General features: G+C 64.6%; 18 protein-coding genes. 7 read left to right on the forward strand and 11 right to left on the reverse strand.

The window, feature by feature from the left end:
• The first annotated feature begins 345 nt into the window (after positions 1 to 345).
• Both J8I29_RS23120 and J8I29_RS23125 read left to right on the forward strand, forming a co-directional pair.
• The gene (locus J8I29_RS23120; protein WP_209433451.1) at positions 346 to 1,725 is read left to right on the forward strand and encodes a porin; all 1,380 of its coding nucleotides are present in this window, start codon (positions 346 to 348) and stop codon (positions 1,723 to 1,725) included.
• A 197-nt stretch (positions 1,726 to 1,922) separates the two neighbouring features.
• Complete coding sequence (locus tag J8I29_RS23125; RefSeq protein ID WP_209433452.1) at positions 1,923 to 2,828, forward strand: aminoglycoside phosphotransferase family protein; 906 nt, start codon at positions 1,923 to 1,925, stop codon at positions 2,826 to 2,828.
• Between the two features lie 86 nt (positions 2,829 to 2,914).
• On the opposite strand, the gene J8I29_RS23130 is transcribed toward J8I29_RS23125, so the two are convergent.
• From J8I29_RS23130 to J8I29_RS23140, 3 genes are all read right to left on the reverse strand, one after another.
• Complete coding sequence (locus J8I29_RS23130) at positions 2,915 to 4,402, reverse strand: nucleobase:cation symporter-2 family protein (RefSeq protein WP_209433453.1); 1,488 nt, start codon at positions 4,400 to 4,402, stop codon at positions 2,915 to 2,917.
• A gap of 592 nt (positions 4,403 to 4,994) precedes the next feature.
• Positions 4,995 to 6,167 (reverse strand): DUF2778 domain-containing protein, encoded by a 1,173-nt coding sequence (locus tag J8I29_RS23135; RefSeq protein ID WP_245197276.1) that lies wholly within the window; start codon positions 6,165 to 6,167, stop codon positions 4,995 to 4,997.
• Between the two features lie 348 nt (positions 6,168 to 6,515).
• Positions 6,516 to 7,937, reverse strand: coding sequence for a PLP-dependent aminotransferase family protein (locus J8I29_RS23140; protein ID WP_209433454.1), 1,422 nt, complete (start codon positions 7,935 to 7,937; stop codon positions 6,516 to 6,518).
• Positions 7,938 to 8,095: 158 nt separating this feature from the next.
• Here J8I29_RS23140 and J8I29_RS23145 point away from each other — a divergent pair, with 158 nt between their 5' ends.
• Complete coding sequence (locus J8I29_RS23145; protein WP_105865430.1) at positions 8,096 to 8,515, forward strand: DUF983 domain-containing protein; 420 nt, start codon at positions 8,096 to 8,098, stop codon at positions 8,513 to 8,515.
• A gap of 149 nt (positions 8,516 to 8,664) precedes the next feature.
• Positions 8,665 to 9,573, forward strand: coding sequence for a hypothetical protein (locus J8I29_RS23150; protein ID WP_209433455.1), 909 nt, complete (start codon positions 8,665 to 8,667; stop codon positions 9,571 to 9,573).
• 22 nt (positions 9,574 to 9,595) lie between these two features.
• Here the strand turns inward: J8I29_RS23150 and J8I29_RS23155 are convergent, their stop codons facing one another.
• Together J8I29_RS23155 and J8I29_RS23160 are read right to left on the reverse strand one after the other, a co-directional pair.
• The gene (locus J8I29_RS23155) at positions 9,596 to 11,020 is read right to left on the reverse strand and encodes a DHA2 family efflux MFS transporter permease subunit (protein WP_245197278.1); all 1,425 of its coding nucleotides are present in this window, start codon (positions 11,018 to 11,020) and stop codon (positions 9,596 to 9,598) included.
• A 278-nt stretch (positions 11,021 to 11,298) separates the two neighbouring features.
• On the reverse strand, positions 11,299 to 11,628 hold the full coding sequence (locus J8I29_RS23160) for a hypothetical protein (RefSeq protein ID WP_209433457.1): 330 nt from the start codon (positions 11,626 to 11,628) through the stop codon (positions 11,299 to 11,301).
• Between the two features lie 421 nt (positions 11,629 to 12,049).
• Between J8I29_RS23160 and J8I29_RS23165 the strand changes: the two genes are divergently transcribed.
• Both J8I29_RS23165 and J8I29_RS23170 read left to right on the forward strand, forming a co-directional pair.
• Positions 12,050 to 12,586, forward strand: coding sequence for an HNH endonuclease (locus J8I29_RS23165; protein ID WP_105865426.1), 537 nt, complete (start codon positions 12,050 to 12,052; stop codon positions 12,584 to 12,586).
• Positions 12,587 to 12,780: 194 nt separating this feature from the next.
• The gene (locus J8I29_RS23170; RefSeq protein WP_209433458.1) at positions 12,781 to 13,512 is read left to right on the forward strand and encodes a haloacid dehalogenase type II; all 732 of its coding nucleotides are present in this window, start codon (positions 12,781 to 12,783) and stop codon (positions 13,510 to 13,512) included.
• 38 nt (positions 13,513 to 13,550) lie between these two features.
• Here the strand turns inward: J8I29_RS23170 and J8I29_RS23175 are convergent, their stop codons facing one another.
• From J8I29_RS23175 to J8I29_RS23185, 3 genes are all read right to left on the reverse strand, one after another.
• Entirely contained in the window at positions 13,551 to 13,961 is a 411-nt protein-coding gene (locus J8I29_RS23175; RefSeq protein ID WP_209433459.1) for a hypothetical protein, read from the reverse strand.
• Positions 13,962 to 14,242: 281 nt separating this feature from the next.
• A complete protein-coding gene (locus J8I29_RS23180; protein WP_245197280.1) occupies positions 14,243 to 15,280 on the reverse strand; it encodes an aldo/keto reductase in 1,038 nt (345 codons plus the stop codon).
• A 91-nt stretch (positions 15,281 to 15,371) separates the two neighbouring features.
• Positions 15,372 to 16,256, reverse strand: coding sequence for a LysR family transcriptional regulator ArgP (locus tag J8I29_RS23185; RefSeq protein ID WP_209433460.1), 885 nt, complete (start codon positions 16,254 to 16,256; stop codon positions 15,372 to 15,374).
• 240 nt (positions 16,257 to 16,496) lie between these two features.
• Between J8I29_RS23185 and J8I29_RS23190 the strand changes: the two genes are divergently transcribed.
• Positions 16,497 to 17,096: a LysE/ArgO family amino acid transporter gene (locus tag J8I29_RS23190; RefSeq protein WP_209433461.1), complete on the forward strand. Its 600-nt coding sequence runs from the start codon at positions 16,497 to 16,499 to the stop codon at positions 17,094 to 17,096.
• Between the two features lie 323 nt (positions 17,097 to 17,419).
• Here J8I29_RS23190 and J8I29_RS23195 read toward each other — a convergent pair whose 3' ends face one another.
• From J8I29_RS23195 to kdpC, 3 genes are all read right to left on the reverse strand, one after another.
• Positions 17,420 to 18,100, reverse strand: coding sequence for a response regulator (locus J8I29_RS23195; protein WP_209433462.1), 681 nt, complete (start codon positions 18,098 to 18,100; stop codon positions 17,420 to 17,422).
• 129 nt (positions 18,101 to 18,229) lie between these two features.
• Positions 18,230 to 20,896 (reverse strand): sensor histidine kinase KdpD, encoded by a 2,667-nt coding sequence (locus tag J8I29_RS23200; protein ID WP_209433463.1) that lies wholly within the window; start codon positions 20,894 to 20,896, stop codon positions 18,230 to 18,232.
• 76 nt (positions 20,897 to 20,972) lie between these two features.
• Positions 20,973 to 21,575 (reverse strand): potassium-transporting ATPase subunit KdpC, encoded by a 603-nt coding sequence (gene kdpC / locus J8I29_RS23205; protein WP_209433464.1) that lies wholly within the window; start codon positions 21,573 to 21,575, stop codon positions 20,973 to 20,975.
• Between the last annotated feature and the right edge of the window lies 1 nt (position 21,576).

Below are 21,576 nucleotides of genomic sequence, written 5' to 3' on the forward strand. Positions count from 1 at the left end.
CTGCAGGGAAACCGTCCAAGGACGCCAATTCCCATCATGGTTCCTTAATACCTCCAGCCTGGTTCGCCTTGCCCGGCAACCGCAATGCAGTACAGCACAATTCTCCGGTACCTGCATGCCGGACCGCTGTGACGGATTGGCAACATGATACCATAAATCTTCTGCTTTCCCTCCGTGGCAGGGGGAATCTTATTGCGCGAATTAGAGAAGTATATGCAACCTATGGTTGGGTTCGCCCAACGCAGTCCATCCCGACATACAGCTTGTGCAACCGTCAGCCCGGACCGACGGCAAGGAGGAGCTATGTGCCGGAAGTCAATAAGATAATCTTGGAAGGTCGTTTCGATGTCTCTTAAACCCCTCCTGCTCGGCGCAGTTGCCAGCATCGCCGCAATCGGCGCTGCCCAGGCCGCCGATCTGCCCATGACCAAGGGCGAAGCCGTTGAATATGTGAAGGTTTGCTCGGCCTTCGGCCCGGGCTTCTTTTATATTCCCGGCACCGACACCTGCCTGAAGATCGGTGGTGAAATCCGCGCCGACTACCGCGTCTTCGGCGGGGATTCGGGCTATCGCCTGGTAAACGGCAACAACACCCAGCGTTTGCGTTCGGCCAAATTCGGCAGAAATGACGACCGTTCCGCCTTCAACACCCAGGGACGTATCTGGTTCGACGCTCGCACCGAGACCGAATGGGGCCTGTTGCGCTCCTATTTCCAGATCAATGCCGACTCGCATCCGATCAGCAGTCAGGGACGTGGCGGCACTTACAACGGCAACCGTTTCTCGATCGACAAGGCCTTCATCCAGTTCGGTGGCCTGACGGCGGGTTATGCTCACTCCTTCTTCGGCTTTTACGACAATGATTTTGGCGACACCATCTGGGCGCCCTATTATGCCGAGAGCAACACCGTCAACCTGCTCGCCTACACCGCGGAGTTCGGCGGCGGCTTCAAGGCCACCCTGTCGATCGAGGACGGTCGCGACCATCGCGTCGACAATTGGATCGGAACGGCTCTTCTCCAGGCCGTCGCGTCCCAACAGGGTGCCGGCCCGGTAAGCATCGGGCGCTATCAGGGGGGGCAGCAGGTTCCCGACGTCGTGGCCCAGCTGCGCTTCGACCAGAGCTGGGGATCGCTGGCGGTGCAGGGCGCCCTGCATCAACTGCGCACCGCGACGGAGACGACTCTGACGGCCGGCGGAACCACCCAGACGCTCACCATTGGCCACGATGACAAGTGGGGCTATGCGGTCGGCGGCAGCGCGCTGATCAAATTGCCGTTCATCGATGGCGGGCATTTCGTGGTTGAAGGCCAATATGCCAGGGGAGCCCTCGATTATCTTGGCGCCAACAATGCCTTCTTCGGCACGGGGCCTGGCGATCTGTTCCCGACCGTCGGTACGGGGCAGGTGGTGACCAGCAACGGTACGTCCAAGGGTTGGTCAATCGTGGCGGAACTCGGCGGCAACATCACTCCCGTCCTGAACGCCAATCTGGTTGGCAGCTATATCGACATGAAGGGCGATAATCTGCTCTCCCAGTTCGATTATAGCGCCAAGGAATACACGATCGCCGGCAATCTGACCTACACGATCGTCAAGGGCCTGACCGTGGCCGGCGAAGTCGCCTACACCCATTCCAAAGTCGAGTTTTCCAACGCCAGCCAGAGTCTTGGTGCCAGCGCCGGTGCCTGGCAGACCGGTGTGCGCCTGAAGCGCACTTTCTGACGAACTGTCCGGTCTTGGTCGGCCAGACAGGCGTTGTTTAACTCCAAGACCACGAACTGGATGGCCCGGGCTTCGTCCGGGCCATTTTTCATTCATGTGACCTGCTCATTCATACGGGCGTCCACTACCAAGGCATTTGCGGGCGGGTGGTATGATTGCTTGAATGCCGAGGTCGGGGCGATTCGAAAGGACGGAGAATGGCTGCCCGCTTGACGATCGAAACGGAGCTGGTGCGCCGTCTGGTCGATCGCCAGTTTCCGGACTGGGCCGATCAGCCGGTCCGGCCGGTCGAGCGCAATGGCTGGGACAATTCCACCTTCCGCCTGGGCACCGACAAGAAGGTGCGCCTGCCGACCGCCGCCCCCTATGTGCCGCAGGTGGAGAAGGAGTGGCGCTTTCTGCCTCGGCTGGCTCCACACCTGCCATTGCCGATCCCGGCCCCGCTGGCCCTCGGCCGCCCGGCGGAGGGCTATCCCTATCCCTGGTCGGTCTATCGCTGGATCGAGGGCGAGCCGACCGTGTTCGAGCAACTCGCCGATCCCATCGGATTCGCCGTCGATCTCGCGCAGTTCCTGCTGGCGCTGCAGCGCGCGCCCCCGGAGGGGCCGCCCGCCGGCGTGGATAATTTTCACCGCGGCGGCGCGCTTTCCTTCTATGACGCCGAGACGCGGCGTTGCCTCGACCAGCTCGCAGGCGAGATCGATGCCGCTGCGGCGGGTCGGGTCTGGGAGGCGGCATTGGCGGCGCGGTGGCAGCGGCCTCCCGTCTGGGTGCATGGCGATATCGCCGTCGGCAACCTGTTGCTGCACGAGGGACGGTTGAGCGCCGTGATCGATTTCGGCAGCAGTGCCATCGGCGATCCCGCCTGCGACCTGGTGATCGCCTGGACCTTCCTGCGGGGCGAAAGCCGCGCCGCTTTCCAGGCGAAACTGGCGGAGCAGGCAGGATTTGACCACGGCATCTGGGCCCGCGCCCGCGGCTGGGCCCTGTGGAAGGCGCTGCTCATCTGCTGCGGCCATGGCAGCACCCTGCCGACCGAGCGGCCGGCCCGGGAGGTGATCGCCACCGTGCTGCAGGAGCATGCCGCAAGCGATCGTGATTGAGCGACCCCGGCAGTCGGGCCTGTCATCCCCTTCCCGCCGCCTGCGGCGGCGCCGGGAATGACAGGTCAAGCTTTGCGCCCCCGGTATCAGTGGTGGCTCGGGCCCTCGACTTTCACCTCATTGCCATTGGCATCATAGAGCTTGCCGTTGAGGAAATAGTCGCCCTCATGCAACATGGAGATATCCTGGTAGCGCAAGGTGCGCTCCATGCCGGCCACGAACACCGACTGCCGATCGGAATTGCCGGCCCTCAGATGGTTGAACACCAGGTTCAGGGTGATCGCCATCAGCGCGGCCGAACTGATGCCGGAATGGAAGATGGTGACGAACCAGGACGGGAAGTGCTCGTAGAATTGCGGTGCGGCGATCGGGATCATGCCGAAGCCGATCGAGGTCGCCACGATGATGAGATTCATGTTGTTGGCGTAGTCGACCTTGGACAGGGAGCGGATGCCGCTGGCTGCCACCGTGCCGAACAGCACGATACCGGCGCCGCCCAGAACTGCGGGCGGTACGGCCGCGATCACCCGCCCCATCACCGGCAGAAGGCCCAGCGTCACCAGGATGAGGCCGGCGGTCGCCACCACGAAGCGGCTCTTGATGCCGGTGACCGCGATCAGGCCGACATTCTGGGCAAAGGCGCTCTGGGTGAAGGAGCCGAAGATCGGTGCCAGGGTCGAGGAGAGCATGTCGGCGCGCAGGCCGTCGCCGAGACGGCGCGAGTCGACCTTGGTGCCGATGATCTCGCCGACCGCCAGAATATCGGCCGAGGTCTCGACCAGGGTCACGATGATGACGATGAACATCGAGACGGTGGCGGCGACGCCGAAGGTCGGCCAGCCGAAATGGAACAGGCTGGGCAGGGCCGCGGTGGCGCCGGTGGCAACCTTGGAGAAATCGGTCATGCCGAAGGCCATGGCGACCGCGGTGCCGATCACCATGGACAGCAGGATCGACAGGCGCGAAATGGCGGCATTGCCGAGCTTGCTCAGGAGCAGCACGATGCCGAGCGTGGCGCCCGCGAGCGCGATATTGGGCACGCTGCCGAAATCGGCGGCCTTGGAATTGCCGCCCATGGCCCAGCGCGCCGCCACCGGCATCAGCGTGAGGCCGATGGTGGTGATCACGATGCCGGTGACGAGAGGCGGGAAGAACTGGGTGATCTTGGAGAACACCGGCGTGATGAGAAGCCCGAGCAGGGAGGCTGCCATCACGGCGCCGAGCACGGCCGGCAGGCCGCCGCCCGTGGGGCTGACGACGATGGCCACCATGGTCGCGACGCCGGCAAAGGAGACGCCCTGCACGAGAGGCAGCCGGCAGCCGAACAGGGGCAGGCCCAGGGTCTGCAGGATGGTGGCCAGGCCCCCCGCGAACAGCGAGGCGGTGATCAGCATGCCGACTTCTTCGGGCGCCAGGCCGGCCGCCTGGCCGACGATCAGGGGCACGGCAACGATGCCGCCATACATGGTCAGGACGTGCTGCAGACCATAAGCAAGGTTGGCGCCGATGCCCAGATTCTCGTCTTCGGGGCGCTGCAACGCAGGGGCGGCGGTGCCGATGGATGTTGAACTCAAGCCGGTTTCCTCCTTCATGCTTTCTTGTCGAATGCAATTCCCGGACCAGACGGGGGCGGGCCGCGCCGCGATGGCCGGCCAGCCCGTGCGGGGAATGGCCCGCAAGCAAACGGGGACCTGGCCCGCTGTTCATCGTCCGCGCGAAGGCGCAGGCAATGGCAAACAGACATGACGTAGCGAATAGGGTGCCGCGCCCTTTCAGGGGCCTCAGGCGAAGGAGTGCAGCGTTCCGGTCTCCCTTGGCCAGCATGCACCCGAAGAATTGAATTAGCTCTATTGATTGCAGCTATGATCCATCAGGGTAGAGGCCGCTGGAAGTAAGCCCCAATCGGAAAGACTTCCGCGCCAGATGTGATAATGCCTGTGTAGCGTGGCAGGCAGGCTACCGCGAATATTGCCGCATTGGCGTGAATACGATGCGGCTACTCGACTGGCGCAACCAGGGTGCGAGCCGGATCTGTCAGATTGAACGACAAGCTGCGATGTTAAGGCAAAAAACGCTGAAGCGTAACCGCTTCTTTATTCCGGTGCTTTCGTTCGAAGCCCCCGGTCGATTGCCGCTTTTCCCGCGCCGCAAGGGGCTCCGGGAAGATCAGCGCCCGGAGGCGAACCACCAGCGGCTCTTGTTGCGCGAGGCGATCTGGCTGTTCGCCTTGCCGTTGCCGGTGACGACCACCAGCCTGTTGACCTCGCCGTTGCGATAGGCGCGCAGGAAGCGGGCATAGTCCTTGAAGGACACGCAGCCATTCGAATCGCCGCGCGGCCCGAGCATGTAGGTGTGCGCCAGCAGGCCATCGCGCCCGAGCACGGTGCCGGAGCCGTTGGCAGGGATCATGCGCAGGGCGGCAACGCCATGGAACAGGGCCTCGCGCGGCCTGAGGTCATAGGTCTGGGGCGGCGTGGCGCCCCGGTTCTTCACATGCACCGAGGCGGGATCATCGAGATAGGGGCCGAGTCCCGAATGGGCTTCGAGCCTCTCGCCATTGGGCATGAACACCGTGCGGGCGGAGATGTCGTAGATGGCGGTGCGATTGCCGGCCATCGGACGCGACAGGGGCGGCTCGATGGCGGGCCGGTCGAGGGGGCGCCCCTCATCAGGCGCGATGGAGGCCAGGGCCGTCAGGGGAATGGCCGGACGGGTGGGCGGCAGCGGGACGAGATCGGCCGGATCGCTTCCGGCCAGGCCGGTGTCGATCGGGCTATCGCCGGCGGGACGGATCGGCGGCAAGGGCAGGGTTTCGGCAGCGGCATCGGGCAGGCTGCCGGTGACGACGACATCCGGAGCCGCCTGTTCCGCCGGTGGCGAGGGCAGGGCCGCGACCGTCTGCACGGAACGAATGACCGGGAGAGCCTCGTGCGTGCCGTCGTCATCCGGGGCAAAGGACATCAGGCTGGCCATTACGGGTGCGGACGGGTGAATGCGTCCGCCTGCGGCAGGCAGGCGCACGCCTTCCGCGATTTCGGGACCGGTATTGCCGGCTGCCGGTGCGGGCGTAGCGGCGGCAGCTTCGTGTTCCGGCGGCCGCGGTGCCGGCCGCAGCACGCCCGCCTGCACCAGGGCCTTGGGGGCGGAGGGATCTTCGGCACGCAGATGAAGATGGGTGGGTTTGGAAGCGGAGACCATCGAGGGTGCCACCAGCGCGACCGCCGTCCAGGCTGCGGCAACGGTCCCGAAGCACAGCCCGGCGAGCGCCATCCAGCCGGCGGTATTCCGGCGAGGCCTGCGGCCTCGGACATAGCTGCCGGTGGGACGGGCGTGGGTCATGTTACTCGCTTCCGGACGGTCAGGCGCCTTGCGGCGCGAGGACCTTCGGGTGGGTACTGAATGCGGTTGCCGGCGAGGAGGAACGCCTCGCACCGTCGATCCGCCGATCGACCCGCAAATCTTTGCCCAATCTTGGTAACCAAACCCTTTACGCTCGGGCCCGGACTGTCCCGTTCGCGCGATTGTGCGGATGGCTGGCTGAGCACCTGGGAGTGTCAGCCTCGCAGATCCATCGGATGATGGAGCGGGCCGACATCCTGGTGGCCGGCAAATGCTTCGTTTCCGAATGTCAGCGGGGGGCTGACACTCCGCGTCAGCGGCGCCCTTCATGCAAACGCGGATGTCGGATCAGACGATTCCCGGCACGCCCTCCGGCGGCACCGAAAGCAGGGCCGCCAGCGTGTTGAGGCCCTGGCGCAGGGCCTCGTGGCTCGGCGCGGCGCCGAGCGAGATGCGCAGCGCCGCCGGCGGGGCCCCGACGGCGAAGGCCGCGCTGCCGACCAAAGCGAGCCCGGCCTTGCGCGCGACCGCGCTGAGATCGGCCCCGATCCAGGCCGATGGCAGGCTCAGCCAGAGATGGTGCGCATCGGCGGCTGCACGATAGGTAAAGCCGTTCAGCGCCGTTGCGGCGATGGCCTGGCGCGCGTGGTTCTCGCGGCGGATCGCGGCCGTCAGGCGGGCCATCGTGCCGTCCTTGATCCAGACGGTCGCCAGACCGGCCATCAGCGGGGGCGCCATCAGGTTGATGATCCGGGTCTGGGCCGTGATTTCGAGCGCCTCCGCCTGCCCCGGTGCGACGACATAGGCCAGCCTCAGGGCGGGTGTCGCGCATTTGGACAGCGTGGCGATGTGCCAACTCCGCTCGGGGGCGAGGGCTGCGAGCGGGGCCGGCGCGTGTTCGGGCAGCGCGCCATAGGCGTCGTCCTCGATGAAGGCGATGCCGTGCTTGCGGGCGATGGCGACCAGGGCCTGCCGGCGGCCCGCGGGCAAGGTCGCGGTCGTCGGGTTGTCGAGCGTCGGCACGCAATAGAGCGCTTTCGGCCGGTTCGTCCGGCAGAGCGCCTCGAAATCGTCGGGCAGGAGGCCGTCACCGTCGGTGCGTACCGCCGCCAGCCTCACGCCGCAGCGGGCGGCCACGGAGCGCAGGCCGGGATAGGTGACTTCCGGCGCCGCCAGCACCGATCCCGGCTCGAGCAGGGCTGACACCACGGCGAACAGGGCCGCCTGCGAGCCCGAGGTCACCACCAGCCGCTCGGGTGCGACCGGCCCGAGACGGGACGCCAGGAAATGCGCGCCGGCTGCACGGTCGCCGGGAATGCCGGCATTGTCCTGATAATGCAGCCGCGCCAGCGCATGAGGAGAGGCGAGGACGGCCGCGACACCGTCGGCGATGGCCTCGCGCAGTCCGGCCTCGGCCGGCTGGGGCGGCATGTTCATGCTCAGATCGATCAGGGCCATCGCCTCGGCCGGGCGGGACTCGTCGACGACGACGCGGGCAGGCGCGATCCGGGATGGGCTGACGATGGTGCCGCGCTTGGTATTGCCCTCCACCAGCCCGGCGCGGCGGACCTCGTTGAAGGCCCGCGTCACCGTGGTGAGGTCGACGCCGAGCGCCTTGGCGAGCTGGCGCTGCGGCGGCAATTGCACGCCCGGCGCCAGGCGTCCCGAGCGGATGTCCGCCGACAGCGCCTGGGCGATGGCGAGATATTTGGGCGCGTCGCGGGCCAGTTCGGCGGGAAGCCAGAATGCCGCAGTCGAATTGTCTTGCATTTGTATGCCTACAATATTACAAAAGGCGTGCCAATCGGCCCAGAAAAATCGTCAAATTTCTCGATATCGGGCCGATCCTCTTGATTCTTGATGGCAGGATACCCATATTTGTATGGAATTTCAATCCATACATTCTGTCGGGACGAAGGAGCCCTTCGATGGAACAGCAATCGGCAGCTTCGCAATCGATCTGGCGCTGCGGCATGCGCGGCCGCTGCCCGCGCTGCGGACAGGGCAAGCTCTTCAACGGCTTCCTGACGCTCGCTCCCAAATGCAATGCCTGCGGGCTCGATTATTCCTTTGCCGATCCGGCGGACGGGCCTGCCTTCTTCGTGATGATGACCATGGCCTTTCCGGCCACCGGCTTCGGCATGTGGATGGAACTGAGCTTCGAGCCCCCGCTCTGGGTGCATTTCGTCACCACGCTGCCTTTCCTGCTGCTGTCCTGCATTCCCATCCTGCGCCCGATCAAGGGCGTGCTGGTGGCGAGCCAATATATCAACAAAGCGGAGGAGGGGCGCCTGGTGCCGCCGGACGAAGCCCTGGGCGAGCCGCCACGCCTGGCCCGGCAGAGCTGACGGGCCTGGTTGCCTCACCCGGTTGCAATGAGCCAGAATAGCGCACTTTCTCTATCTCTTTGTTTTGACGCGTTTTCCTAATCGAAAGGTCTGTCAGCCTTTCTGGAAGACGCTTTAGGCTCGACGCGTGAAACAGAGGGGCTCGCCTTATGTATTCGTCCTTGGCCGTTCCGCTCTCGCCGCGCGATTTCCATGACCGGATCTATGCCGGAGAGATTGTCCGCTTCGGCGAACTCTCGCCGATGCAGGCCTTGGTAGCCTTCACGCGAGGCCTCTTGGAAGAGGCCTTTTTTCCGCACCGGCCGCCCGAGATTCATCGCCATCTAAGCCATGACCGGCAGGTCGAGGAATTTTCCCGGCTGCAGAAGGCGTTCGTCCAATCCCAGCAGGTCAAGCGTCTGTGGAGCGAGGTCTTCGCAACGCTCGGCCTCGATCCGGAAAAGCTCGCGCGCGACCGGCTGCATCTGCGCTTCCAGCCTCATCAGGAGCCCGCCGCAAACCTGCCGAGGGCCCGCAGCACCGCCACCATCGCCTTTCACCGCGACACCTGGGGCTCCAACCTCTATGCGCAGACCAATTGGTGGGCGCCGATCTATCCGATCACGGCCGGGCGCACTTTCGCGATCTATCCCGATCTGTGGAGCCGGGCAGTGCCCAATACCAGCGCTTCCTTCGATCTCGAGGCCGTGCTGGCCCGTGCCAAGATAGCGGGCCGCCATGCCGTCGATGCCGACGACGCCATTCCGCATCTGAACGGGTCCGTGGATGTCGGATCCGTCGAGCCGGTGGTGATCGAACCGGGCGAGGTGATCGCCTTCTCCAGCGCGCATGCCCATGCCGGCGTGCCCAACAGCACCGATTTCACCCGTATTTCGCTGGAAACCAGAACGCTCTGGATCGAGGATGTCGAGGCTGGACGCGGCGCCCCCAATGTCGATGGCGACGCCCCCTGGATGGCGCCCGGCTGGTTCCGGCGCGTCAGCGACGGCACCAGGCTGACGGAGCTCCTGGGCCTCGACGCCCTCGAGCCTTATCGCCGCGAAAGTCCGGTGGCCTGACGATCCCGGGACGCAGGCCTCGTCAGGTCGGCTGCTCGGCCTCATGCCGGTTGCGATGACCGCTCATCGAAGCCCCGGCATTGTAGGGCAGCTTGGCGTTCACCGGCGAAGCCAGCAGGGAAATCGCGGTGACGAACAGGAACGCCATCGAGAAGTCCGTGAGCGTGGCGTGCTCATGCCCCAGCACCAGCTTGGAGCCGGTCAAGGCGAGGGCGCCGGCGCAGATGCCGAAGGACAGCATCAATTGCTGGAAGGTGGTGTAGAAGCTGTTGGCCGAGGACGTGCGGGTCGGCGGAATGTCGTCGTAGCACACGGTGTTGTAGGCGGTGAATTGCAGCGACATCGAGAACCCGCAGACCAGCAGCACGGCAAAGATGGCCCAATGCGGCCAGTCCGGGCGGAACAGGGCGCAGGCTGCGTAGAGCAGACTGGAAAACACGCTGTTCCAGATCAGCGTGGTGCGGAAGCCGAACCGCTTGAGGATCGGCTTGGCCGCCGCCTTCATCAGCATGGAGCCGCAAGCAGTGGCGAAGGTGAGCAGGCCGCTCTCCACCGCCGACATGCCGAAACCGATCTGCATCATCAGCGGCAGCAGGAAGGGCTGGGCGCCTTGCGTGATGCGCGACAGCGAGCCGGCGACCAGCGAGATTCGGAAGGTGCGCACCCGCATCAGGCTGAGGTCGAGGATCGGGGCGAAGTCGCGCGGCTTGCGGGCGTGGACGACATAAACGGCACCGCTGACGACGCCGATCACCAGGAGAGCGATGGCGAGCGGCGCTTCGCCGGCGCTGCCGCGGCTGGTCATTTCGAAGCCGAACAGCAGGCAGGCGAGCGAAATGCCCGAAAGCACGAAACCTTTCATGTCGAAGGGCTCGCGCTTGTCTTCCTTCATGTTGGGAATGAAGATCTGGGTGAGCACCAGGCCGAGCAGGCCGATCGGGATGTTGATGTAGAAGATCCAGCGCCAGTCGAGGAAGGTGACGATGAAGCCCCCGACCGGCGGGCCGAGGATCGGGCCGATCAGCGCCGGCACCAGCAGCCAGCCCATGGCGGAGACGAGGTCCGATTTGTCGACGGTACGCAGCAGCACGAGGCGCCCAACCGGCACCATCATCGCTCCGCCAGCGCCTTGTAGAAGCCGCGCGGCGACCAGGACGGGCAGGGTCGGCGCCCAGGCGCACAGGATCGAGCCCAGCATGAACACGGCGATGGCGATCGAGAACACGCTGCGGGCGCCGTAGCGGTCGGCGATCTTGCCACTGGCGGGGATCAGCACGGCTAGGCTGAGCAGATAGGAGGTCAGCGCGATGCTCATATGCGCCGGCGAAACGTCGAAGGAGTTCGCCATGGTCGGCAGGGCAGTCGCCAGGATGGTGGCGTCGAGCTGTTCCATGAACATGGCGCTGGCAATGATCAGCGCGGTGGTTCTGAAATTGGGCCGTGCCATTCGAGGCATCGGGCCGGCGGTCACTTCGGACATTGGAGCAGGCAATTCATGACAAGGCCCGTCCCGAGGGGCGGGCCAAAATGGTGGCCGACTCGAATGCCGGTCATGACGCTTGGTTGGTTATAGGCATGCTTTTGTTCTGACGAAATGGCAAAAGTAGGGAGAGACAACATATAGTTTCGCATAGCTGAATCGCACTGTGTGAGATGCACGCCCATTCTGGGGCTCGCTTGCTCCTGCTGACCACGGACCAAGATCTTATCCAAATGTATAAGACATTATCCCGAGGGATCGTTCTTCTCAAAAAAGAGTAAGATTCTTTCGAAAATTTTGCTGTTTTCGCGAATGAACGATGCTTTCGCGCTTGATTTTTGTCGTTTTCGGGCGGCATAAGCCTGTTTATCGGGAAGGGGATGGGCCTCTTCCCTCAAGCGCCGGACATGCCGTTGCCGACCCGTTTCAACATCTTTGCTTTTGCGGATGACGCCTTCCCATTGCCGGCCTTCATGCCGGGCATGGGCATGAGTGTCCGCAGTCAGTGCGAGGGTGCCGGCAGCGACCTGTCGAACGCGAACCGTATGATCGTCGCCCGACTGGCGCAGGATCACACGAGACTCTGAACCGGCGGCAGGGCGTCCCCTCCGCCTTGATGGCAGGAGGGTATGTACGCCCACGGCACACTCCACATGCACCGAGCAGCAGGCATGCGCATGGGCCTGTCCGAGCTGCGTTTCCGGCTTGGCCGTTGGCCCGCGTGCACATCATCGTGCTGTCATCTTTTCGTCTTTTCGTTGCCGGACAACTGTCCAGCTAGACCAGCCAACGGGGCTGGCCGGGAGTCAGACAGCGAAACTAGAGCAAGGCGCGTTCAAGGCTGAACGCTCGTTTGCTCTAGCCCTTTGTTTAGACGCGTCCTTGCGTTTCCTGGCGCTCCCGGGAAATCGCAAAACGCTTTGGCCGCCGGCCGGGCAACCGGCCATCCATTCCTCCAGCCAGTGTTAACTCCAGGAGTCGAGCGTTGAGGTAGTCATGTCGTCCCACCCCGCTTTGATATTGAATGCCGATTTCAGACCCTTGCGGTATTTTCCGCTGTCGCTGCTGTCGTGGCAGGATGCGCTGAGGGCCGTGTTTCTCGACCGCGTGAGCGTGGTGGCGGAATATGATGCCGTGGTGCGCAGCCCGTCGACGACGATGCGCCTGCCCTCCGTGGTCGCCTTGCGCGATTATCAGAAGGTGGAGCGCACGGTGCCGTTCACCCGTTTCAACCTGTTCCTGCGCGACGGCTTCACTTGCCAATATTGCGGCGATGGCTTCCAAGCCCGCGATCTCCAATTCGAGCATGTGGTTCCCCGCTCAAAGGGTGGCGCCACCTCGTGGGAGAACATCGTGGCGGCCTGCGGCGACTGCAATGCCCGTAAGGCGGACCGCATGGACATGAAGCCCTTGCGCAAGCCCGCGCGGCCGTCTCCTTGGGAACTCCTGGAGGCCAGCCGGCACTATCCGCACAACTATCTGCACGAAAGCTGGGTCGACTATCTCTACTGGGACAGCGAACTGGTTTCGTGAGGATTGTCGATCCGGAAGAGGGCGGTGGCGACACCGCCCTCTTTTTGCGCGATCATGGCTTGATCGATCGAAATTGCCTTCTATAGCGTTTTGCGATTAGACGGAGTCACCAAGAATCGCAAAGACGCGTCAGAACAACGAGTTAAAGCAAATAAGCGTTCACGCTTGAACGCGCTTTGCTCTAGGAGAGGAAGATGCCGGAACTGACCGATTTCAAGGTGCTGACGTTCGATTGCTACGGCACGCTGATCGACTGGGAAACCGGGATCTGGAATGCGCTCCAGCCCCTGCTCAGCGCCGCCCGGCGTACCATCGGCCGCGAGGAAGCGCTCGCCGCCTTCGCCCGCCGCGAGACCGAGCAGGAACTCCAGACGCCCTCGCTGCTCTATTCGACCCTGCTCGCCGTCACCCATGCCCAGCTGGCGCAGGACTGGGGCATTGCCGTCCATGCCGACCTGCACGAGCGCTTCGGGGCTTCCGTGCCGGACTGGCCGGCCTTTCCGGATTCGGCGGAGGCGCTGGCTTATCTCAAGCGGCACTACCGGCTGGTCGTGCTTTCCAATGTCGACCGCCGCAGCTTCGCGGCCAGCAACGCCAAGCTTGGTGGCCTTTTCGATGCGGTCTACACCGCCGAGGATGTCGGCTCCTACAAGCCCGATCCGCGCAATTTCAGCTATCTGCTCGAGCATTTGTCGCTGCAGTTCGGCCTCGAACCGGCCGATGTGCTGCACACCGCCCAGAGCCTGCACCACGATCACGTCCCGGCGGCGCGGATCGGCCTGGCACGGGCCTGGATCGACCGCCGGGCCGGCCAGCAGGGCGGCGCCACCTTGGTGGTCGAGGGTGTGCCGGAACCGGATTTTCACTTTCACAGCCTCGACGCGTTGGCCGAGGCGCATAGAAGAGCACTCGGCTCGCAATCCTGATGTGACGCCCATTCGTTTCGACAATCTACGCTGCCGATCTAACGGTAAATCATCTCCCAGACGGTCTTGAGCAAGGCTTTGCAGGCAGACTCTGATTCAACCCATATGACGCATGTCGCCAATTCCGTATCTTCCGTATGTATCTCCGGGACGAATTTAGGGGCATTGGTCGTCATCGCGTTCACAACCAATTCACTCCAGCGATATGAATCCGGTTTGCCGCCCGTGGCCGCAGCGAAGCGATGATTCGCCTCTTCAAACTCCGGACCGTAGGGGGAAAACTGAATTTGCCAGGAAAGCGGAATGAGCCGACCATGATAGATTGTGGCGCCCAATACGGACAGGGCAATAGGGCTCCAGCGATCGCTTTCCCAAACTTCATCCTTCGAGACAATTGCCTCTAGGTCATCGGGAATGAGCCAATCCGCGCAGGGGCGAGTTAAGGTCATTTGCGCTTTCGCTGTTGGTGACACGAAAAGGCCTTCTCCGAGGAAGATCTGTCGCGAGGATCCTATTTTTCCTGGCACTATGCGTTTCTGATCCCCCCGGGACGGAACAATAGATCGCCTTTTGCGAGGCTCCAAACGAAGTCCTGCGAGGCAATAGTAACCACGCCCGATGCGTCGGAGCCCTAGCCTATCCGAACAAAGTACGATTTCACCACGCGTGCCCCGCGTAAGCCGCAGCGGCATATGTTCGTCATGTTCCGGCCTTGCCGCCTTTGGCACCCTTACGGCGCCCTCGTATCGATCAGGCCCTGCTGGCGCAAATCGCTCCAGAAGGCGTCGGGAATGGCAACACCGAGCAGGCTGACATTCTCGGCGGCCTGTTCCGGCGTGACGGCACCCGAGATCACGCTCGCCACGATCGGGTGACGCAGCACGAACTGGAAGGCGGCCGCCTTCAGCGGCACGTTGTGAGCGGCGCAGACGGCCTCGATCCGCCGCACCTTCTCGATGATCTCCGGGGCGGCCGGCGTGTAGCGATAATAGGGCGTGGGCACGCCGGCGCCGGTGGCGAGGATGCCGGAGGCGAAGGGCGAGCCGATCACCACGCCGACCCCGCGCTCCTCGCAGAGCGGGAATTCGAGGTCGAGCGGGCCCTGGTCGATCAGCGTGTAGGGCATGGCGACCAGGAAGAAATCGAGGTCGAAGCGCTTGAGCATTTCGGGAATAGTGCCGAGCACGTTGACGCCGGCGCCGATGCCCTGGATCTCGCCGTAGTGCTTGAGCATTTCGAGCGCGCGCCAGCCCGAACGCTCCAGATCGAGGAAATGCTGGGCCACTAGGTCGGCCGAGCCGACATGCGGCACGTCGAGGTCATGGATGAGCAGGAGGTCGATGCGATTGATGCCGAGCCGCATCTGGCTCTGCTCATAGGCGCGCATCACGCCGTCATAGGTATAGTCGAAGCGCTCCTGGAAGGAGAGGCCGCCATACCAGAACGGACCCTTGAAATTATCGACGTCCTTGGGCCGGTGGAAGGTACGGCCGATCTTGGTGGAGAGGATGAAGTCCGAGCGCGGCCTCTGCCGCAGCGCCTCGCCGAAACGCAATTCGCTGAGGCCGCGGCCATACCAGGGCGAGGTGTCGAAATAGCGGATGCCGGCGTCCCAGGCGCCCCTGAAGGTGGCGCGGACCTTATCCTCGTCGAGGTTCTCGAACATGTCCCCCATCGGGCCGCCGCCGAGGCCGACGGGTGTGAGCATGACGGAGGTCCTGCCGAGCCGGCGTGGCGCGGCATTGCCGGGCATGATGGGGAGCTGCATGGATTTCCGTCCCTAAAGTCTTGAAGGTGGATTCTGATTTGTCCGACAATGGTAGTGGCAAACGCTGCCCTGTCCAGAGGCGACGGCACTATTATGGCTGTTGCAGCCTTGCCCGCGCGGTGCGCAGGATGGAAGCGGTGATATCCTTGAGGCCCTTCTCCACGGCGCGGCTCCAATGCCAGTAGAGCGGCACCAGCAAGCGCGAACCGGGGTGTATGGCGACGAGGGATCCCTCGTCGAGATAGGGCTCTACCAGTGATAGCGGGTTCATGCCCCAGCCGAGCCCGGCCAGGGCACCGTCGACGAAGCCGCGGGAGGAGGGAATCCAATGGCTCGGCCGGCTGATGGGCCGGCCGAAGGTCTCGGCCAGCCAGCGATCCTGCAGGGCGTCCTTGATGTCGAAGGTGAGGCAGGGGGCTTGCCGCAGCGCCTCCTCGCTCAGGCCTTCGGGAAACCAGCGCCGGACGAAGCCGGGGCTGGCGGTGGCGACATAGGTCTGCACGCCCAGTGCGCGGCTGCCGCAGCCCTGGAACGGCCCCGGTGCAGTGGCAACGGCGGCGCTGACCTCGCCGCGGCGCAGCCACTCGGCGGTGTTGCTCTCATCGTCGAGCACCAGGTCGAACAGGCGTCCCTCCAGGCCGGACAGGGCGGGAAGGAACCAGGTCGCCAAGCTGTCGGCATTGACGGCGATGCGCACGGTAGGGGCGGGCCCCGGCGGCACCAGGCCCCCGAGTTCGCCGCGCAGTGCATGCTCCATCAGGCCGACTTCCTCAGCGTGGCGGCAAAGCCGCTTGCCGGCCGGCGTCGCCGTACAGGGCTGTCCCCTGACGACCAGGCCGGTCCCGAGGCGCTCTTCCAGGAGCTTGACCCGCTGCGAGATCGCCGAGGGCGTCACCCCGATCTCCTGCGCCGCCTTGTCGAAGGAACCGGTACGCACCACGGCGGCCAGCGCTTCCAGCAGCGCATAGTCCAGCATGGATTAATTTTCCTAATCCAGGGATAGATTATTTAAATTTTCTAATTCTCCCGGCGCGTGTAGTCAAACGCCGTCCCGGCGATCGGTTCCCTATCTGTCATCCCGTGCGCGTCGCAGCGCGAAGCGGTGCGGCGCAGACACGGGATCGGGCGCGGTCAAAGGGGTGTTCTGAACGCGGTCCCGCGTCTGCGGCGCATCATTGCATGCTGCACCGCGCGCGGGATGACACAAGGAAAGACCATGACCAACGCGCTCATATCCGGATTCCTGCTCGGCCTCAGCCTGATCGTGGCGATCGGGGCGCAGAACGCCTTCGTGCTGCGGCAGGGTCTCAGGCGCGAACATGTGTTCTGGGTCTGCCTCGTCTGCGCTTTGTCCGATGCCGTGCTGATCAGCATCGGTGTCGCCGGCTTCCAGGCGGTGGGCGTGGCCGTGCCCTGGATCGAGCCGGTGATGCGCTATGGCGGCGCCGCCTTCCTCATCCTGTACGGCCTGCGCAGCTTCCGCTCGGCGCTTGCCGATCATGGCGGGCTCGATCCGGCCGATGGTGTGGGGCTTGGACTTGGCCCGGCGCTCGCCACCTGCCTCGCCTTCACCTGGCTCAACCCGCATGTCTATCTCGACACGGTGGTGCTGCTCGGCTCGATCTCCACGCAATATCAGGGTGCCAAGCTGGCCTTCGGTGCCGGTGCGGTCAGCGCCTCCTTCCTGTTCTTCTTCTCGCTCGGCTATGGCGCGCGCCTTCTGCGCCCGCTCTTCGCCCGGCCCGGTGCCTGGCGGGTGCTGGACGGGCTGATCGGCATGACCATGTGCGGGTTGGCGCTGAAGCTGGTGATGTGAACGGATTGGGGCCGGTGCTCAAACCGGCTGGTTTGCCGCCAAGCACGGAGGTTACAGGTCAGTGTGAAGACCTCTCTTTCAATACGTCTCGGGCAAATCGAGAAAGGTTGGGATGGGGCAGCGTGACCCCTCATCCGGCGCTTCGCACCACCTTCTCCCGCAAGGGGAGAAGGCGAGCGGCAAGCGCTGCGTTTTCCGAAATAGATCTCCTTCTCCCCTTGCGGGAGAAGGTGCCGGCAGGCGGATGAGGGGTTACGCTGCCCTATCTCGACTTCAGTTCTCAATACCTTGAAAGGGGCCGGTCCTCAAACCGCCCCCCGCGCTCACTCCTCGTCCTTCAGGCGATAGCCGATGCCGGGCTCTGTCTGGATGATGCGGGGATTGGCGGGGTCGCGCTCGATCTTGGTTCTGAGCTGGCCGATGAAGACGCGCAGATAATGCAGGTCCTCGGCATGCGCCGGTCCCCACACCGAGGTCAGCAATTGGCGATGGGTGACGACGCGGCCGGCGTGGCGTGCCAGCATGGCAAGCAGATCGTATTCCTTGGGCGTGACGCGAATGGCCTCGCCGTCCCGGCTCACCAGCCGTTTCAGCGTATCGATGACAAGGCCGTCCCTCTCGAAACGGGTGGTGTTGCCCTCGTCCTGCGCCTTGTGGCGCAGGGCCGTGCGGATGCGGGCGATCAATTCGCCGATGCCGAAGGGCTTCTCGACATAGTCGTCGGCACCGAGGTCAAGGGCGGCGATCTTCTCGGTCTCCCGGTCGCGCGCCGACAGCACGATAACGGGTACTTTCGACCACTCACGCACTTTGGCGATGATGTCCTTGCCGTCCATGTCGGGTAGGCCGAGATCGAGGATGACGAGATCCGGCGCGGCGGTGGCGATCAGGCGCATGGCGTCGGCGCCGTTGACAGCCGGCGTCACCTCGTAGCCGGCGGCGATGAGCGCCGGTTTGAGAAAACGCTGGATCTGCGGCTCGTCGTCGACAACCAGAATGTGCATGCGAAGGAACTTTCGACGGAACCGGGGGCGGGTCTGCCCGTCCGTGCTGGGGGGTGCCGATCTCCAGATCGGCGCAGGAACGGTATCGATGCCGGTCTGGAGATCGGCACAGCGGAAAGGTACACACCATCATGCCCCGGCCGGCAGACGGATGACAATGCGGGTGCCGCGCTTGCGCACGGCAGGGCTCTCGGCGGTAATGGTGCCGCCCATCGCCTCGATGAAGCCGCGGCTGATCGACAGGCCAAGGCCGGTGCCCGGCGCGCGTCCGTCGACCTTGCCGCGCCGGTAGAATTTGCCGAAGATTCTCTCCAGATCATCGGGGGGAATGCCCTTGCCCTGATCGGTGATGGTAACAACCACCTCGTCGTCCTCGCGCCGGGCGAACACGGCGGTGGGCGTATCGTCTCCGCCATATTTATGGGCATTGTCGAGCAGGTTGAACAGCACCTGGCCGAGCAGGGCCTGGTCGCCGCGCACCGGCGGCAGGTCGGCCGCCAGGCTGGTTTCGATCAGGCGGGTGGGGAAGGCTTTCCGCGCGCGATCGACGGCGGTACGGACGACGTCGGCGACGTCGAGGAAATCGCGCCTCGCATTGAGGGCGCCGGCTTCCAGGCGGCTCATGTCGAGGAGGTTGGCGACGAAGCGGCTCAGCCGGGCTGCCTCTTCTTCGATGGAGGCGAGCAAATCGTCGCGGCTTTCCTCGTTCATCTTGGTGCCGAGCTGGCGCAGCGTGGTGACGGCGCCGGTAATGGAGGCCAGCGGTGTGCGCAGATCGTGCGAGAGAGAGGAGAGCAGGGCGCTGCGCAGCTTCTCGCTTTCCTCGAGCGCGGCGGTGCGCACATTCTCCTTGGCGAGCTTGGCCCGGTCGATGGCGATGGCGGTCTGGTCGAGGATGGCGACGAGAATGCGCTCCTCGACCGGGGAAAGCGGCTCGGCGCCCTCCGGTTGCGCCAGGCCGAGCACGCCCACGGCGCCGTTCGGGGTGAGGATCGGCCTGAACTCGAAGGCGATGTTGGGCAGGGTGCCGGTTCCCCGGCCGGCGATCTCTCTCTTTTCAAAGGCCCAGCGCAGCGCCGTCATGTCGGTTGTATCCAGGCTGATGTCCGGCGGCCAGGCGGCGGCAACGGCGAGCTCGTCCTCCTGGGGCACGGCGATGACGACGCGTCCGTGCAGCGTCGCCTGGGCATGGGCAACGGCCGCCCAGAGCACGTCGTCCAGGCTGGTGATGCCGGAAAGTTTCCGGGAGAATTCGTAGAGCGACATGATGTTGGCGGCCCGCCGCCCTTCGCCCTCCGCCCGCTCGCGGACCCGTCCGGCGAGGTCGCCCGCCACCACGGCCACGATCAGGAACACGGCGAGGGCGAAGACCTCGTGCGGCTCGGCGATGGTGAAGGTGTAGAGCGGCGGAATGAAGAAGAAATTATAGGCGAAGAAGGACAGCACCGCCGCCGTGATGGCACTCCAGCGCCCGACCGTGAGGGCGCTGGCGAGCACCGCCATCAGGAAGAGCATGGAGGCGTTGGGCAGATAGACGAAATGCCTGAGGCCGACACCGATGCCGACTGCCGCCGCGACGCAGCCGACGGCCATGGCGAGACCGGCCAGGGAAGGCTGCAGGACGAGCCGGCGCCACCATTGCCGGGCGGGAGGGGCTTCGGTCACGGTGTTGGTGATGACGGTGACGTTGATCTCCTCGGAGCGGTGCAGGAGATCGTCGGCCAGGGAGCGCCCGGTGGCGCGCTGCCACCAGCTCGCCCTGCCGCTGCCGAGCACGATCTGGGTGACGTTCTCGGCGCGGGCCAATCTCAGAATTTCGCCGACATAGTCGTGGCCGTTGAGGCGCCTGACTTCCGCACCCAGGCGCTCGGCCAGACGCAGATTGGCCTCGAGCTCGGCAAGCGCCTCGCCGCCGACTTCCTGGCCGGGGCGCTCGACGGTCACGGCCAGCCAGTCCGCATTCAGCCCGGTGGCAAGCCGGCCGGCCGCTCTCACGACCTGCTGGGAAAACTTGTCGGACCCGACGCAGACGATCAGCCTGTCGGCTGTTTCCCACGGTCCTTCGATGGCATTCTGGCGCAGATAGGCCAGCATCTGGTCGTCGACGCGCTCGGTCGTGCGGCGCAAAGCGAGCTCGCGCAAGGCGGTGAGATTGCCCGGCCTGAAAAAGCCGTCGGCAGCGCGCCTGGCATTGTCGGGCAGATAGACCTTGCCGTCCTCCAGGCGCTGGATCAGTTCGGTGGGCGTGATATCGACGACGATGACCTCGTCGGCTTTCTTGATCACGCTGTCCGGTACACTTTCGCGCACCGTCACCCCGGTGATGCGCGAGACGACATCGACCAGGCTTTCCAGGTGCTGGATGTTCAGCGCCGTCCATACATCGATGCCGGCGCCGATCAGCTCCTCGACATCCTGGTAGCGCTTGGGATGGCGGCTGTCCGGGGCATTGGTGTGGGCAAGCTCGTCGACGATGATCAGGCGCGGCCGGCGGGCGAGCGCCGCGTCGATGTCGAACTCTTCGAGCTCGCGGCCGCGATAGTCGACCGTCCGCCGCGCCAGGATCTCGAGCCCCTCGGTCAGGGCGGCCGTTTCACTGCGGCCATGCGTCTCGACGATGCCGACAACGACATCGACGCCGGCCTGCTTTTCCCGCCGCGCCCGCGACAGCATGGCATAGGTCTTGCCGACGCCCGGCGCCGCGCCGAGAAAGACGGTGAGCCGGCCGCGTCCTTCCCGCCCCGCCAGGGTCAGCAGGGCGTTGGGATCGGGACGTTTGTCGGGGGGACTGGGCATGGGGGTGATATGGTGTGCCGGTCTTCGGCCGGCATGTTGAAGAAAATGCCGGTCTGAAGACGGCACACCGAAGAATTCACTTCTTCATAGCATCAAGCGCCAGATTCAGCGCGAGAACATTGACGCGCGGCTCGCCGATCACGCCGAAGAGCCGGCCTGACGTGTGGTTGTCGACCAGGGCTTTCACGTCCGCCTCCGGCAGATTGCGGGCCTTGGCGACACGCTGGATCTGCAGCGCGGCATCGGCCGGCGAAATGTCGGGGTCGAGGCCGGAAGCCGAGGTCGTCACCGCGTCGGCGGGAACGGCGCCGGTCACGCCCTGCTTGCGCAGGGCCTCGACCGAAGCGGCGACCCTGTCAGCCAGGGCCTTCGATGTGGGGCCGAGATTGGAGCCCGTCGAGTTGCTCGCATTGTAGGGCTGGGACACCGTCTTGCTGGCGTCGTTGGGATCGGTGCCCGAGGTCGCCGAGGGACGGCCCTGGAAATAGCGATCCGACGTGAAATTCTGGCCGATCAGGGACGAGCCGATCACCATATTGTTGCTGGTGATCAGGCTGCCGTTGGCTTGGCCGGGCAGGGCGACCTGGGCGATGCCGGTGATGGCCAGCGGATAGAGAATGCCCAGCAGCAGGGTGAACAGGGCCATCATCACGATGGCGGGACGAAGATGGATTAGCATG

This window comes from Labrys sp. LIt4, from assembly GCF_017813775.1.
GTDB classification, from domain to species: Bacteria; Pseudomonadota; Alphaproteobacteria; order Rhizobiales; family Labraceae; genus Labrys; species Labrys okinawensis_A.

What these genes read in the sequence shown, in the direction of transcription:
- J8I29_RS23195 (WP_209433462.1), bottom strand. Translation starts at nt 18,100, where the DNA reads ATGCACATTCTGGTTGTCGACGACGAGCCGCAGATCCAGCGTTTTCTC.
- J8I29_RS23145 (WP_105865430.1), top strand. Translation starts at nt 8,096, where the DNA reads ATGGAACAGCAATCGGCAGCTTCGCAATCGATCTGGCGCTGCGGCATG.
- J8I29_RS23175 (WP_209433459.1), bottom strand. Translation starts at nt 13,961, where the DNA reads ATGACCTTAACTCGCCCCTGCGCGGATTGGCTCATTCCCGATGACCTA.
- J8I29_RS23185 (WP_209433460.1), bottom strand. Translation starts at nt 16,256, where the DNA reads ATGCTGGACTATGCGCTGCTGGAAGCGCTGGCCGCCGTGGTGCGTACC.
- J8I29_RS23190 (WP_209433461.1), top strand. Translation starts at nt 16,497, where the DNA reads ATGACCAACGCGCTCATATCCGGATTCCTGCTCGGCCTCAGCCTGATC.
- J8I29_RS23140 (WP_209433454.1), bottom strand. Translation starts at nt 7,937, where the DNA reads ATGCAAGACAATTCGACTGCGGCATTCTGGCTTCCCGCCGAACTGGCC.
- J8I29_RS23150 (WP_209433455.1), top strand. Translation starts at nt 8,665, where the DNA reads ATGTATTCGTCCTTGGCCGTTCCGCTCTCGCCGCGCGATTTCCATGAC.
- J8I29_RS23200 (WP_209433463.1), bottom strand. Translation starts at nt 20,896, where the DNA reads ATGCCCAGTCCCCCCGACAAACGTCCCGATCCCAACGCCCTGCTGACC.
- J8I29_RS23135 (WP_245197276.1), bottom strand. Translation starts at nt 6,167, where the DNA reads ATGACCCACGCCCGTCCCACCGGCAGCTATGTCCGAGGCCGCAGGCCT.
- J8I29_RS23155 (WP_245197278.1), bottom strand. Translation starts at nt 11,020, where the DNA reads ATGGCACGGCCCAATTTCAGAACCACCGCGCTGATCATTGCCAGCGCC.
- J8I29_RS23170 (WP_209433458.1), top strand. Translation starts at nt 12,781, where the DNA reads ATGCCGGAACTGACCGATTTCAAGGTGCTGACGTTCGATTGCTACGGC.
- J8I29_RS23120 (WP_209433451.1), top strand. Translation starts at nt 346, where the DNA reads ATGTCTCTTAAACCCCTCCTGCTCGGCGCAGTTGCCAGCATCGCCGCA.
- J8I29_RS23125 (WP_209433452.1), top strand. Translation starts at nt 1,923, where the DNA reads ATGGCTGCCCGCTTGACGATCGAAACGGAGCTGGTGCGCCGTCTGGTC.
- J8I29_RS23180 (WP_245197280.1), bottom strand. Translation starts at nt 15,280, where the DNA reads ATGCAGCTCCCCATCATGCCCGGCAATGCCGCGCCACGCCGGCTCGGC.
- kdpC (WP_209433464.1), bottom strand. Translation starts at nt 21,575, where the DNA reads ATGCTAATCCATCTTCGTCCCGCCATCGTGATGATGGCCCTGTTCACC.
- J8I29_RS23165 (WP_105865426.1), top strand. Translation starts at nt 12,050, where the DNA reads ATGTCGTCCCACCCCGCTTTGATATTGAATGCCGATTTCAGACCCTTG.